Below are 13187 nucleotides of genomic sequence, written 5' to 3'. Positions count from 1 at the left end.
GCTGTCGGAGGAACAGCCGAGGTCTCGGCGGACCCTGCGAAGTGTAAGGCCGCCGGGCTCGGAGATCCGTAGCCCGGCGGCCTGGGTGCGTACCCGAAAGGCTCAGTTGAAACCCTTCCACGCGGCCATACTCGGAGGGCCTCTGGAATAATATTGAATAAAATGCCCGCACTTGTTACCTGCGCGAACATATGGATGAGATGCGTCTTCTGCGGCATTTCGAAGCCGTTTATCGGCTATCGAGCTTTTCGGCTGCCGCTCGAGAATTGAGGCTGACGCATTCTGCGATAACGAAGAGCATCAAGGCGCTGGAGGATGGTTGGGAGGCTCAGCTATTCAATCGGACCACACGCAGCGTGATTCCCACGGAAGCCGCCAAGAAACTCTATCCGCAAGCAGTCGAGCTCCTGGCCTTCGCGGCGAATGTGCGGAGGTCCGTTGCGACGGAACAAATCGAGATAAATATTTTGAGCGGGGCGGGTGCGATCGAAGGTTACATCCATCCTGCCATTCTGAAGTTCGCGCGCCGGTATCCAGAGGCCAGGATCAACGTTGCGACGATGCAGGCGCATTTGGCCGCAGATGAACTGCTTCAGCGCCGGACCGATATCCTTGTTTATCACGACACCAGCTTCGCCGTGATGCCTCACAAGAGCCAGATGCGGCTGACCAAGGTGGTCGATGAGCCGTATCTCATTGTCTATCGACCTGAATTTTCCTCTGATTTACGAAACAACTCGCTAGGCGATCTTCTGCTTCATTATGACTGGGCGCTGCCGGTGAGCCGGACGTTCGAAGACTTCCTGCCGGCGAAATTGCGCACTTTCCTGAAGAACGAAGCTGCGCCCCGGTACCGCCTTGCGAACCAGACAGCTTGTATAGAGCTTGTGAAACAGAGTGACCTGTTGACTGTGCTTCCAGGGAGCCTCGCCGAAGGCCTCGTAGCTCGAGGAGAGCTCTCGGCCATTCCCCTTCCCGCCGATTTCCGTTTCGCGATCAGTGCCGCAATTCACGATAACGCTGGCCTGGAGCCCGCGTTGAACCACTTCATCGACTGTATGAAGGCACTTTAGGGCTCGATATTGCACCACGACCCCGTCAGCTGGATCGCCGGCTAATCATCTATTGCCGCTAGGACATCCTCTCATGTAAACGTTCACAACAAGAAGGCCGCAGACAGGGAATCCCGTAATCTTCGATAGGTGGAACAGCGGAAATCAGGGCGTCACCGTTCGCTACGCTTTGCCCGCCGAGCGATTGCGCCCTTACGTCTCCACCTATTCCTTGACCGTTGTGGACAAGAAGACGCCCACGGTCTTCGACCAGGTCTACCCCGAATGGCCCAACATTCGCATGACGGTCGGGGGAGATATGGCTGCCTGCACCGGCATCGGTCCCCTTCGGGTCTGCAATCCGATTTGCGCGATAGGGCCTACCAGTCATGCGACACGCTTTTCGCTTGAACCGGGCCGCTATTGGACAATCAGCATCCTGCCTCTGGGCTGGGCTAGATTCGTGGGAATCCGCGCATGCGAGTTCGCAGATCACTGGGAGATCCTCGACCGCGACAGCCCTCTCGCCAAGTTTGCACCCCTGCTATCTTGCGAGAGAGGCGCGCCGAAATTTTCCGAGGTAACCGCGCAGATTGACAAATATTTGCTCAGGATGCTGGCTCAGCCGGGCACCAGGGAAGACGCGATATTCAACGTCCATTGCGCCTTGCTCGATCCCCAGGTGGCGTCGGTAAAAGACTTTGCCGCACGGGCGGGCATTGGCGTGCGGGCGCTCGAGCGACTGTCCTTATCGGCCTTCGGGTTCAGCCCCAGCCTGCTGTTGCGCCGCCAGCGTTTCCTGCGCAGCCTCAGCCAATTCATGCTCGACCCCTCTCTTTCGTGGATCGACACACTCGATTCCCAATATGTCGACCAGCCTCATTTCATCCGCGACTTCCGCCGGTTCATGGATACGACACCGAGCGCGTTCGCGGCAGCGCCGCACCCGGTCTTGTGGGCTGCAGCCAAGGCCCGGACAGCGATCGCGGGAAAGCCCATGCAGGTTCTTCAGCCGCCGGGCGAGGTTACTTGATATTTCCCGGTCATGGACGCGGAAGCTAGGCTGCTATGCACCCCTTATCGGGCATTTACGCTCCGCCTATAGCCCCCGCCAGATCTTGGCCCGATCGCCATCCTTGGCGCCCAGGCGCGCCTTGTCGCAAGGCTTCGGCATGAAGCGCTTGTCGTAACAAAGCCGCAGTTCTTCCAGCCAACCCTTGCGGTCGAGGTGGACGCCAACTGCCTCCTCCGGCCAGCCCTCGTTCGCATCGGCGAAGCGAGTGCGGATCGTGCCTGCGGTCAGGTTATCCTCGCGGCTGATGCGCACGAAGTCGGGCCAGCGCAGGCCGGAATAGAGGATGCGCGTGACCTTGAAATAGGTCGCGGGCCTGCGCGTCATGCAGCTGCCGTGCTTGGCCCACTGGCGCGCCATGAGCGCTGTGTCGGGACTGATGCACAGGTTCTGCCGGACAGCGGAAGCGGTGGGTTTCGTACCGGCACACCATTGCGGCCAGCTGTGCCCGCTATCGGGCCACAGACCGTGCACGGTGAAGCCGAAACGCCCGTCCCTGCCCGAACACTGGCGCGCATGGCGCCGCTCGTCTTCGCGGAAGCGGCAGAACTCCGGGCTCCAGCTGAGCGCGAGAGTGTAGCCCGTGACGGGCAGGTCGCGCGGGGCGGAATCCGCCTGCACATCGGGGACCCGGACCTCGCCCGGAATACGGCACTGGTAAGCCTGCGCTTGCGCGGCCCCGGCGCCCGCCAGCGTGACCGCGGCGAGCGCTACGCAGAGCCTGCGGTCAGTTGCCGCCACGCTTCTCGGCGAACCACGCCTTCGCGTCGGGCTGGAACAGGAAATAGATCGCAGCCAGCGTCATCACATTGCCGATCAGAGTGAAGACGAGGTTCAGCCCCGACAGCAGGCCGAAGGTCGTTGCGAGCGAGAACAGTGCCCAGGCTGCGAAGAGCACCAGGATCCATTTCACGAACTCGATACGCAGGCCCGAGATGAGGAACCACAGCGCCAGGTTGATGACGATGCCGAAGATCAGGCTGCCGATCATGATGCCCCCGGCCATGCCTTCGACGCCGGCGGCGGCGAGTTCGGCATTGGTCGTTTCGACCAGGTCGCCGTAATTGAGTGCGAAGCCTATCAGCCCGACGACGATCGAGCCGAGATAGAGCATGTCGAATTTCTTGATCGATGCAGGTTTCATCGTGGTCCCTCCCCGTGATTGCGGAGAGATGCCCTGAATTTACAGCGGGGTAAAGTCCAGACCGATGTCCGCGGCAGGCGCGCTCTGCGTCAGGCGGCCGACGGAGACGTAGTCCACGCCGGTCGCAGCCTTGGCCCTGATCGTGTCGAGATTGATCCCGCCGCTCGCTTCGGTGGGGACGCGGCCGGCCACCAGCGCCACTGCCTCACGCAGGGTCGCGGGTTCCATGTTGTCGAGCAGCAGGCGGGTCGCACCGGCGGCCAGCGCGGGTTCGATCTGGTCGATCCGGTCGACTTCGCAGATGATGTCCTTCACCCCGGCCTCGACCGCGCGGCGCACCGCCTCGCCCACGCTGCCGGCGACAAGGACGTGGTTGTCCTTGATCATCGCGGCATCCCACAGGCCCATGCGGTGGTTCGCCCCGCCGCCCATGCGGACGGCGTACTTCTCGAGGTGGCGCATGCCGGGAATGGTCTTGCGCGTGTCGAGCAAGGTGCAATCGGGATTGTCCATCGCGGCCACGTACTGCGCGACCATCGTGGCGATGCCCGAGAGGTGCTGGACCGTGTTCAGCGCGCTGCGTTCCGCCGTCAGCATGGCGCGAGCATTGCCCTCGAGGCGCATGAGGTCTGTTCCGGCGGGAACGCTCGCTCCTTCCTCGACTAGTATCTCGACCGTCATCCCGGGGTCGAGCGCGCGGAAGAACGCCTCGGCCACGGGAAGCCCTGCGACGCGGATCGCATCGCGCGTATCCATCACGCCCGAAAAGCGCGCTTCGGCCGGGATGACGCTCTCGCTGGTGACGTCCCTCCCGCCGCCGGCAAGCCCTTCGCCAAGGTCTTCCGCCAGCGTCTCACGTACGAACCGGTCGAGATCGAAGCCGGGAAGGTCAAAACTCATGAAGCTCTCCTAAACGGGCCGGAGGAGGCCCGGCAAGGGCGACCGCCCGCCCGCAGCGGGTGCAGCTTGCTGCACGTCTAGCGAGGACGCGCCGACGGATGTCGGTGCGCAGAACAAATCAGTGAACGAAGCGCGCCACGACGTCGCGGTAGCTGCGCGACACCTTCACCTCCGCGCCCGAATCAAGCACGAGGAAGCACTCGCCATTAGTGTGCGGTTTGACCTGCCGGACCTGGTCGAGATTGACGATGGTCGAGCGGTGCACGCGCTGGAACTTGCGCGGATCGAGGCGGCGTTCGAGGTCCTTCATCGTTTCGCGAAGGATCAGCGAATTGTCGCCGGTGTAGATGCACATGTAGTCGCCGGCAGCCTCGATATGCTCGATCGTGTCGACCTCGACGCGGAAGATCTGGCCGCGGTCCTTCACGTTGATCAGCTTTTCATAACGGCCTGCCGCTTCGGAATCGTCGGCGTCGATCTCGTCGACCGCCTCTGGCGCGACTTCGGACAATACGCCGCGCAGGCGGTCGGCCTCGTCGCTGCTTTTCTTCTCCGCGAGGCGCTGGCGCACGCGTTCGATCGTGTCAGCCAGCTTGTCCTCGTCGACCGGCTTCATCAGGTAATTGACCGCATTGGCCTCGAAAGCGCGGATGGCGTGTTCCTGGAATGCGGTGACGAAGACGAACAGCGGCGGTTCGATTTCCATCACGCCCTGCACGACGGAAAAGCCGTCGAAGCCGGGCATCTGGATGTCGAGGAAGACGAGGTCGGGCTTCAGCGTCTTGATCGCGCGGATCGCCTCGCGCCCGTTCTGGCAGGTCTCGATCACCTCGACATCGTCGAAGGGTTCGAGGCGCAGCTGGAGGCCTTGGATGGCGAGCTTCTCGTCGTCGACGAGGATCGTGCGAATGGTCATGGCTTGGTACTTACCTTCTGGGGGGCATCCGGAGGATTAACGGACAAGGCCGTGGCTGGTTTCGCCGTGCCTGTCGCCCGTCCTGCGGCAAGCGGCTCCTCCTCGTCGGCGAGTTCGTGCGGAATCTCGATCAGCACGGTGAAACCGCCGCTTTCGGGCGAGCGGATTTCGAAACGGTGGTCATCGCCATAAGCCTGCGCCAGCCGGTCGCGGATATTGGCGAGACCTACGCCCGTCGAATCGCGCCGCTTGTGCGTTGCCATCACCGCGGGAAGATCGTCCGCCACGCCGCTCACATCGACGCCGGGACCGGTATCGGAGACGGTGATGCGCAGGCGCGGGCCGACGATCTGTGCGAGCAGCGAAATCTGCGCGCCTTCTTCGAGCGGGCTGACACCGTACTTGATGGCGTTCTCGATCAGGGGCTGCAGCAGCATGGAGGGGATCTGTGCCTTGGCGGCCCGTTCCTCGACGCGGAAATCGGTGCGCAGCCGGTCCTCGAAACGCATCCGCTCGATGCTGAGATAAAGCTGCAGCGTCTCCACCTCCTGCGCCACCGTGACCTTGCCGCCCGGCTGGGTGACCAGCGTGTGCCGCAGGAAGGAGGACAGGCGGGTCAGCATCGCATTGGCCGGCTCGGTCTGCTTGAGCAGCACCAGCGTGCTGATCGAATTGAGCGTGTTGAACAGGAAATGCGGGTTCAGCTGGTAGCGCAGCATCGCCAGCTGCGCGCTGGTCGCCTGCGCTTCGAGCCGTTCCAGCCGGTCCGACTGTTCTTCCACCTGGAGGAAGAAATTGATCGCGTAATAGAGCGCCGACCATGCGCCGAGCAGCGTGAGGTCGAAGAAGTAGATGCCGATGAACAGGCGGACGAAACCCGTCTCGCCGGTCGGACGGGTGAGGTCGAGCACCCAGCTGTCGATGAAGGCGTAAAGGCCCACCGCCACCGTCAGCACCACCGCAGTGCCGCCCCAGGTCAGCAGCGGCTTCTGCTTGATCAGATGGTTGTAGATCACCGACAGGATCAGGCTGATCGAAAAGCCGGTGATCGTCGCGATCAGGATCACGAAGAAGAACTGCAGTTCCTGGCCGTTGGCGAACGCCGACATCGCGCGCAGCAGTGCTGACCCGCCCCAGCCCATCAGCTGGAGGTTCCAGAACGCCTGGTTCTTGTTCTCGAAGAACGGCGTCGGTCGGAAAGGCAGTACGGCCATGTCCAACCCCCTAGCCCAATTGCCGCGCGCTGCGCCAGACGCTAGGATGCCTGACAGAGGGACGCTGGTAGAGAGAGATGCGATGAACAAGCCCGAAAACCTGACCCATTCGATCGAGGAACGCGCCAAGTTCCGCGAAATGAAGGAAGGCACCCAGGAAGACTGGGCCATCATCGGAGCGGAATACATGGCCTTTGCCAAGGACTTGCCCGACCGCGTGCTCGAACACCTGCGGCTGCTGGATGGCGATTTCGGGGGCTTTCCGGTGTGCCGCCTCGAACACTCGCTCCAGACCGCGACTCGCGCGCACCGCGACGGCCGCGACGAGCAATATGTGGTCATGGCGCTGCTGCACGACATCGGCGACACGCTGGGCAGCTACAATCACCCCGAAGTGGCCGCGGCGATCATCAAGCCCTTCGTGACCGAGGAAATCCACTGGATCTGCCAGAACCACGGAGCTTTCCAGGGCTATTACTATTTCCACCACCTCGGCATGGACCGGAACATCCGCGACAAGTTCGCCGAGAGCCCGCACTATGCGGCCTGCGCGGAATTCTGCGAGAAATACGACCAAGCCGCCTTCGATCCCGATTACGAGAGCGAGCCGCTGGAGTTCTTCGAACCGATGGTGCGCCGCGTGATGGCGAAGCCGCTGGCGTCGATGTACGCCAAGGCGCTGGAAGAATAGGCTAGCTGCCGAGCGCGGCTTCGAGCCTGTCGAAGCCGATCGCACCCTCCATGACCTTGTCGCCCGCGACCCAGCTGGGCGTCCCCGTGAAACCGAGGCTACGGGCCAGTTCCTGGTTGCGCGCGAGTTCCGCCGTCACTTCCTCCGAAGCGCCGTATTCGCGCGCTGCATCTAGATCGAGCCCGGCCTGCTGAGCCGCCAGCATGACGTTTTCCGCCGTCGGGCTGCCCAGTTCGAACATGGCGTGGTGGAAGGCCTTGTACTTGCCCTGCTTCGCGGCGGCCAGGGCCATGCGCGCCGGAACGTCGCTGCCCTGGAAGATCGGGAATTCGCGGATGACCACGCGCACGTCGGGGTTCTCCTGGATCAGCCGGTCCACGTCGGCCACGCTGATGCGGCAGTAGCCGCAAGCATAGTCGGTGAACTTGACCAGCGTGCGTGTCCCGTTGGGATTGCCGAGCACCGCGCCGGGGAAGGGCTTGCGCACTTCGTCGGCAACCTGCGCCAGCTGTTCGCGCGATTGCTCCGCCTGCCAGGCGTCGGCCATTTCGGGCAGGATGCCGGGGTTGGAGACCAGATAGTCGCGGGTCTGCGAATGTCCGAGGCCCGTGAACGACCAGATCGCCGCGCCCGCAAAGCCGCCGACCAGCGCGATCGCTGCCGTTGCCAGATGCTGTTTCATGCCCACCTTCCCTGTTCCGATACTACCGGCGACGGCCGCAAGACCTGTCGCCGCGCGCCTCGCATTCCTGTTCGATCAGCGCCCGCGCCTGCATGCCGATGTCCTGCGCGCGCAGCCAGTCGGGCGAGCCGACCGGCAGGCCCGCTTCCGCCGCCTGCGCGCTGCGCATGGCCAGTGCGTACTGCCGGTTCATGACCTGCTGTTCTGCGCTGGCGAGGCGGGCGCGCGGGATATCGCCGCGCGCTGCGTAGACCACGCCGAGCTGGTACCAGGCGAAAGGATTGTAGCGGTCGCGTGCAACGGCAGCGCGCAGCACCCTTTCGGCTTCTTCGTAATTGTCCTTGTCCTCGGTCGCGATCAGCGCATGGCCAAGTAGCGATGCGATCAACGGCTGCGAGCGGCTGTACTGCGTCGCCTTGCGCAGCGGGTCGAGCGCGTCGCCCGGGCGTCCCGATTCGAGCAACACCTGCCCCTTCAGTTCGAGGAAGTAGGGATCGCTCGGCGCGCGCTCGATCAGCTTGTCGGCCGCCTCCAGCGCCAGGTCCATCCTGGCCTGCTTGTGATAGGCATAGGCGCGGGCAACGAGGGCGGGGGTCGACTGGTCCTCTTCCGGATAGTCGCGCAGCGTGTTTTCCGGCTTGTCGACATATCCGGCGAGCTTGGCCTTGATGCGCTGGAAGCGCGCCTCGATCGCCGGATCGTTCGGGCGGTCCCAGGCGGGATCCTTTTCGTAGGTTTCGCGCAGGTTGTTGATGCGGTCGCCCGACAGGGGGTGGGTGCGCCAGAAGCCGGCCTCTTCGTTCTGGCTGTAGCCGCGCCGCACTTCCTGGTTGAGCAGCTTGCCGAAGAATGTGAGCGATCCGCGACCCGAAATGCCGGCCTTGGACAAGTATTCCGCCCCCGCCGCGTCGGCGCTGGCTTCCTGCGTGCGGGTGAAGGCGAGGATCGAGCTGAGAGCGGCGGACTGGCCGGCCATCATCAGGCCCATGGCGGCATCGCCCGCGCCTGCCAGTGCAGCGCCGATACCCGCGATCATCGATAGCAGCGAAAAGCCCTGCGCCTTGCGATAGCCTTCGCCGATGCGCACGATGTGTCCGCCGGTGATGTGGCCCAGCTCGTGGGCGATGACGCCCTGCACCTCGTTGGCGGTGTCGGCGGCGTCGATCAGCCCGCTGTGGATGTAGACGGCCTGCCCGCCTGCCACGAAGGCGTTGATGCTGGGATCGTTGATGAGGACGATCTCGACATTGCCGGGCGCAAGACCTGCGGCTTCGACCAGCGGGTTCGAGATATCGTTGAGGAAGGCCTCTGTCTCCGCATCGCGCAGGACGGATTGCGCGGCCGCGGGCTGCACGAGCAGCACGGCCATCGCGATGAAGGCGAGAACATGGGAAAGCAGGCGCATCGGCTGCCCTTCTAGGGCTTCCCGGCCTGAACCGGAACTGAAAGTGCGGTGGTGTCCTTGAGGAATGCCTTCACCGTATCGAACACGCGCGGGTCGCGGCGCCAGGGATTGGCGAGCGCGAGCAGCGGGTCGTTATGCGTCTTGCCCGGCAAATAGAGCGTGTCGACCCGCGCCCCACGCGCTTCCAGCGCTGCGGCCAGCGCGCGGGTGTTGCGCGGCTTGACCAGCGTATCATCCTCGCCGTGGACGAGCAGGAAGGGCGGGGCTTCCCCCTTGGCATGATTGACCGGCTGGCTCTCCGCCCCGGCGCCGACCGTGCCGAAGGTCGCGCGCGTGGAATCGCTGTCATAGGGGTAGAAATCGTAAGGTCCTGCAAGGCCCACAACTCCTTTCACCGCGCCCTCTGCCACGACGCCGGCCTCGACCAGCCAGCGTTCTTCAAGCGCGACTTGCGCGACGTTGTACGCGCCTGCCGAATGGCCCGCGATGACGATGCGCTGCGGGTCGCCGCCGAATTCGCCGATGTTCTGGTTGACCCAGGCCAGCACGCTCGCCGTGTCTTCCAGCATGGCGGGATAGCGGCCGCTTTCGCCGAGCCGGTAGCCGCCCAGCACCACGACATACCCCTCGGGCGCGATATTGCGGGCGATGAAGCCATAATCGTCGGGATCGCCATTGGCCCAGCTCCCGCCGTGCACGAAGACGAAGACCGGCTGCGGGCCCTCGCCCGGGGCAGCGCGGTAGACCAGCAGCTTCTGGCGCGCATCGGGGCCGAGGCTGGCGCGGTGCGCGAGCGTGACCCCGCGCTCCTTGCCGGCAATACGGTCGACCGTATCGAGTACGGCCGGGCCGTTGCGGTTGATGGCGACCAGCACCGATCCGCCTGCGATGAGGCCGATGCCGACCAGCGTTGCGATCACGAGCATGACAGTCCTCACGCGCTCTCCGTCCGGGTCTTGCCCACCGACTTGACGATGTTCTTGGCTTCCGTGTCTTCGAGAAGCCCGATGGAGGCAAGGAATTTGCGCCCCTCTTCATAGCCTTCGCCCATCCACAGCGGAATGCCCGCTGTCTTCAGCGATTGTTCGGCTGCCAGTTCCTCGGGGCTCATCGCCTCGCCCACCTTGCGGATGAAGACGGCGCGCACGCGGTGCGGGTTGTGCGCGGCGACATCGGTAAACGCAGTGAGGTCGCCCTGCGAATCGTCGCCGATCAGCGCGAATTTCATGTCCGGATAGGTGGCGAGAATGCCGTCGATCGCCGCGCGCTTGTGGGCCCCGTGGCTCGCCGAGCCGAAGGTTTCGCGGTTAAGGCCCCAGTCGCGCAGCATGATTGGGCCAAGCGGCAGGCCGTGCCCTTTCATGTAGGCGACGAGATAGGAAAACAGGTTCCACGGGCTGGACGAGACGTAGAAGAAGGGCCGCAGGGTGGCCCGCTGGTGATCGCCAGCATGGCCCTTGCCGGCCCGGAAATCCTCTGCCCCTCCCAGCGCATTGTAGAACAGGTCCGCACCAGGGACGAGGATGCGCTCTTCCGGCATTTCCATCAGCACGCGCCGCCAATTGCGTATGACTGCGCGGAAATTGCCGGTGATGCCGGTCTCGATGATGGTGTCGTCGATATCGGAAATCACGCCGAGGGCGGTGGTTTGACCGGGAGCGAGGACATGGCCGTCGATGCAGTGCTCCCCCTCGCCATTCGACCAGTGAAAGCTCACCGTTTCCCATTCCGGAAGGTCGGCATAGGGCCAGTCGCCCTCCAGCCTTATGTCGAAATGGACGAAGCCCTCCTTGTCGGTGAGGCCCTGGTGCCGCCTGCTCTTGCCGCCGGGAGGGGCGATTTCCAGTTCGACCGGCAAGCCCTCGACCTCGTGGCTGGCGAACTGGCCCATCATCGTGCGCATGGCGCGCCACTTGCCCGATTTCACGAAACGGCTTTCGCGGGAACGCAGCGCGCGCGCGGTGATGAACAGCCGCTCTTCGTTGCGGTAGCCGAAATAGGGCTGAATGCGGACGGGCGCGGTGGGCAGGAACGGCATGGGCCGCAGCGCTAGCGCGTGCGGCCCATGTATCTCAAGCGGTTATTCCGCAGGTGCTTACTTGGCGAGCAACTTGCGCGCGGCCTTTTCGAGCAGCACGCGATCCTCCGCCAGTTCGCCGACCACGACCAGCTCTCCGTCCTCGGTGCGACGCACCATGACGAGAGCGAATTCCGGACCGTCGAGTGCGACGTCGGACAGTTCGGCAGTCTCGAGCTTGCGCAGCTTCTTCGCCAGCGCCGGACGGATGCCGGTGCCATCGTCCTCGACCGGCTTGCCCTGCTCTTCCTTGCGGGCACGGCGTTCGGCCTGGACAACACCCTTGAGGCCGCCTTCGGCAGCGCGCAGGTAATCGACCAGCTTTCCGCGCTCCACGCCCACGCGGTGCGCATGGGTCAGGACGGCGGCATATTCGGTGAGGCGCGTCTTGTCGTAATCGGCGCCGAAGACCAGCTTGACGACCGGGGTCATCGGCGCGCGGTCCTGCATGGTCAGGCCGTTGTCGGCGATGATTTCCTGGAAGTCCTCGGGCGCGTCCTGCGCTTCGAGGCTGAAGTCGTAGGCCAGGCCGACCGCGGCGTAGAGCGCCTTGCGGCTGCGGTCTTCGGTGTTCTGCGCGACCTGTGCAAGCTCGCGGGCGGCGACGAGGCAGTCGTAGAGACCCTCGGGCGCCTGCTCTTCGGCAGAAGCGATGATTTCCGCATCCTCGACCGCCTCGGCGACGATCGGTGCGAGTTCTTCCGCGACGACCGGTTCGGCGGCTGGTTCGTCTGCCGCTTCAACGTCTGCGGCAGCGACTTCCGAAGCCTCTTCGGCGTCCTCGAAGTCTTCGTATTCCTCGTCCGCTTCGTAAGCGCCGTAATTCGAATAGTCTTCGACCGGCTCCTCCGGCTCGTAAGCCTGCGGGATCGCCGGGGCTGCCGGAGAGGCGAGGGCCGAGAGGTCGACCGTCTTTTTCTGGCGGTCGCCGCGGCTGACCAGCGACATCAGGCTGCTGCCCGCATCGTCGTCTGCCAGCGGGTCGACGAGGTCGTCGACGTCGTCGTCCTCGTACTCTTCCTCGTCCCAATCGGGCAGGCCGTAGTCTGCGGCGGTCTTGATGCCGGTGTCGAAATCATCCTCGCCGGCGCCGTCGTCGTCATGGGATTCGGCGGCAAGGCTGCCGAGCGGATTGCCGAGCGCATCGACACCGCGTTCGCGGCGGGCAGGGACGGAGGCTGCGACGTCATCCTCGACCTGGCCGAAGGCCGGGGCGGGGATTTCGTGCTCTTCGTCGTCCTCGATGACCGCGTCGCTGCCGAGGTCAAGCACGGTACCGTCCTCGTCTTCCTCGTCATCCCAGTCGTCGCTGGCTTCGGCGGAAAGATCTTCGAGCGGCTGGGTCAATTCCAGCATGTCGTCGCCTTCCTCGACCGCCTCGAACTCGACCGTTTCACCGGCAAGGGCCTGGTCGATCTGCAGCAGCAGCTCGTCGGCGGTCTTGGCGTCGGCCAGTTCCTTCCAGTTGATGACGCCGAAGATGAAATCGATCGTCTCGTCATCGCTGGAATAGGGCAGCAGAATGCCGCGATAGAGCACGGTCGAACCGCGCTGGTTCACGAATTCCGCCTCGAAACCGATCGGCGCCTGGTTGGCGAGGATCTGCATGTAATGGTCGGTGATGCGGCTCAGCAGCGAACGCGGCGGGACATCGTCGAGATGCTCCAGCGGGCCTTCGACGTCGCATTCCTTGCGCAGTTCGCCCCCCACGAAGCGCACTGCGGGATTCTCGATCCCGGTCGAGAAGTCGAGCAGCACCGAATAGGGACCGAAATCGTCGAGCAGTTCGGGCTCGAGATCCTCGATGTTCGGGAAAGCGGCATCGCCCAGCAGGCTGGCCCAGTGATTGTAGGCGCGCACCTGCATGCGGCGCTCGTCCTGGCCTACCGGGGAAGGCGGCGGATCGAGGTCGGCATCTGCCTCGTCGACGAAATCATCGTCGAGATGGTCCTGTGCGTCATGCGCGCCAAATGCGCCGCCAAGCCTGTCCATCACTCAAAAGCCCCCGAATGCGAGTTGCGGTATTCGGGAAAC

At 64.0% G+C, this 13187-nt stretch carries 12 protein-coding genes and 1 pseudogene; 3 read left to right on the top strand and 10 right to left on the bottom strand.

Translation table 11 applies throughout. The features are described 5' to 3' along the window. Positions 1–191 precede the first annotated feature (191 nt). Both GRI42_RS11090 and GRI42_RS14165 read left to right on the top strand, forming a co-directional pair. Positions 192–1073, top strand: a complete 882-nt coding sequence (locus GRI42_RS11090) for a LysR family transcriptional regulator (protein ID WP_160608548.1) — start codon at positions 192–194, stop codon at positions 1071–1073. 220 nt (positions 1074–1293) lie between these two features. Then, entirely contained in the window at positions 1294–2085 is a 792-nt protein-coding gene (locus GRI42_RS14165; protein ID WP_160608547.1) for a helix-turn-helix domain-containing protein, read from the top strand. A gap of 66 nt (positions 2086–2151) precedes the next feature. On the opposite strand, the gene GRI42_RS11080 is transcribed toward GRI42_RS14165, so the two are convergent. The 5 genes from GRI42_RS11080 to GRI42_RS11060 form a co-directional block, all read right to left on the bottom strand. After that, positions 2152–2865 (bottom strand): ribonuclease T2 family protein, encoded by a 714-nt coding sequence (locus GRI42_RS11080; RefSeq protein ID WP_160608546.1) that lies wholly within the window; start codon positions 2863–2865, stop codon positions 2152–2154. Continuing rightward, positions 2852–3268 (bottom strand): hypothetical protein, encoded by a 417-nt coding sequence (locus GRI42_RS11075; protein ID WP_160608545.1) that lies wholly within the window; start codon positions 3266–3268, stop codon positions 2852–2854. Before GRI42_RS11075 ends, GRI42_RS11080 begins: the two co-directional genes overlap by 14 nt. A 39-nt stretch (positions 3269–3307) precedes the next feature. Further along, positions 3308–4168 (bottom strand): carboxylating nicotinate-nucleotide diphosphorylase, encoded by an 861-nt coding sequence (nadC, locus tag GRI42_RS11070; RefSeq protein WP_160608544.1) that lies wholly within the window; start codon positions 4166–4168, stop codon positions 3308–3310. Positions 4169–4286: 118 nt separating this feature from the next. After that, a complete protein-coding gene (locus GRI42_RS11065; RefSeq protein ID WP_160608543.1) occupies positions 4287–5084 on the bottom strand; it encodes a LytR/AlgR family response regulator transcription factor in 798 nt (265 codons plus the stop codon). Then, entirely contained in the window at positions 5081–6298 is a 1218-nt protein-coding gene (locus GRI42_RS11060; RefSeq protein WP_160608542.1) for a sensor histidine kinase, read from the bottom strand. The genes GRI42_RS11065 and GRI42_RS11060 overlap by 4 nt, the downstream gene beginning before the upstream one ends. Positions 6299–6380: 82 nt before the next feature. Between GRI42_RS11060 and GRI42_RS11055 the strand changes: the two genes are divergently transcribed. Continuing rightward, positions 6381–6989 (top strand): HD domain-containing protein, encoded by a 609-nt coding sequence (locus GRI42_RS11055; RefSeq protein WP_160609189.1) that lies wholly within the window; start codon positions 6381–6383, stop codon positions 6987–6989. Between the two features lies 1 nt (position 6990). Here the strand turns inward: GRI42_RS11055 and GRI42_RS11050 are convergent, their stop codons facing one another. From GRI42_RS11050 to GRI42_RS14210, 5 genes and pseudogenes are all read right to left on the bottom strand, one after another. Then, positions 6991–7671, bottom strand: coding sequence for a DsbA family protein (locus GRI42_RS11050; protein ID WP_160608541.1), 681 nt, complete (start codon positions 7669–7671; stop codon positions 6991–6993). Positions 7672–7693: 22 nt separating this feature from the next. Further along, on the bottom strand, positions 7694–9076 hold the full coding sequence (locus tag GRI42_RS11045; RefSeq protein WP_160608540.1) for a M48 family metalloprotease: 1383 nt from the start codon (positions 9074–9076) through the stop codon (positions 7694–7696). 11 nt (positions 9077–9087) lie between these two features. Next, complete coding sequence (locus GRI42_RS11040) at positions 9088–10014, bottom strand: alpha/beta hydrolase (protein WP_160608539.1); 927 nt, start codon at positions 10012–10014, stop codon at positions 9088–9090. Next, positions 10011–11114: an App1 family protein gene (locus GRI42_RS11035; RefSeq protein WP_160608538.1), complete on the bottom strand. Its 1104-nt coding sequence runs from the start codon at positions 11112–11114 to the stop codon at positions 10011–10013. Before GRI42_RS11035 ends, GRI42_RS11040 begins: the two co-directional genes overlap by 4 nt. 1440 nt (positions 11115–12554) lie before the next feature. Beyond that, positions 12555–13145 (bottom strand): annotated as a pseudogene (locus GRI42_RS14210) (PAS domain-containing protein); the annotation flags it as partial. Between the last annotated feature and the right edge of the window lie 42 nt (positions 13146–13187).

The sequence above is a fragment of the Qipengyuania gaetbuli genome, from assembly GCF_009827315.1.
GTDB classification, from domain to species: Bacteria; Pseudomonadota; Alphaproteobacteria; order Sphingomonadales; family Sphingomonadaceae; genus Qipengyuania; species Qipengyuania gaetbuli.
Note: the sequence above shows the minus strand (reverse complement) of the source record. Positions and strands in the feature narration are given on the sequence as shown.

Coding starts and splice junctions, on each gene's coding strand:
- GRI42_RS11065 (WP_160608543.1), bottom strand. CDS start 5,084: ATGACCATTCGCACGATCCTCGTCGACGACGAGAAGCTCGCCATCCAA.
- GRI42_RS11055 (WP_160609189.1), top strand. CDS start 6,381: ATGAACAAGCCCGAAAACCTGACCCATTCGATCGAGGAACGCGCCAAG.
- GRI42_RS11090 (WP_160608548.1), top strand. CDS start 192: ATGGATGAGATGCGTCTTCTGCGGCATTTCGAAGCCGTTTATCGGCTA.
- GRI42_RS11075 (WP_160608545.1), bottom strand. CDS start 3,268: ATGAAACCTGCATCGATCAAGAAATTCGACATGCTCTATCTCGGCTCG.
- GRI42_RS11035 (WP_160608538.1), bottom strand. CDS start 11,114: ATGCCGTTCCTGCCCACCGCGCCCGTCCGCATTCAGCCCTATTTCGGC.
- GRI42_RS11060 (WP_160608542.1), bottom strand. CDS start 6,298: ATGGCCGTACTGCCTTTCCGACCGACGCCGTTCTTCGAGAACAAGAAC.
- nadC (WP_160608544.1), bottom strand. CDS start 4,168: ATGAGTTTTGACCTTCCCGGCTTCGATCTCGACCGGTTCGTACGTGAG.
- GRI42_RS11045 (WP_160608540.1), bottom strand. CDS start 9,076: ATGCGCCTGCTTTCCCATGTTCTCGCCTTCATCGCGATGGCCGTGCTG.
- GRI42_RS11050 (WP_160608541.1), bottom strand. CDS start 7,671: ATGAAACAGCATCTGGCAACGGCAGCGATCGCGCTGGTCGGCGGCTTT.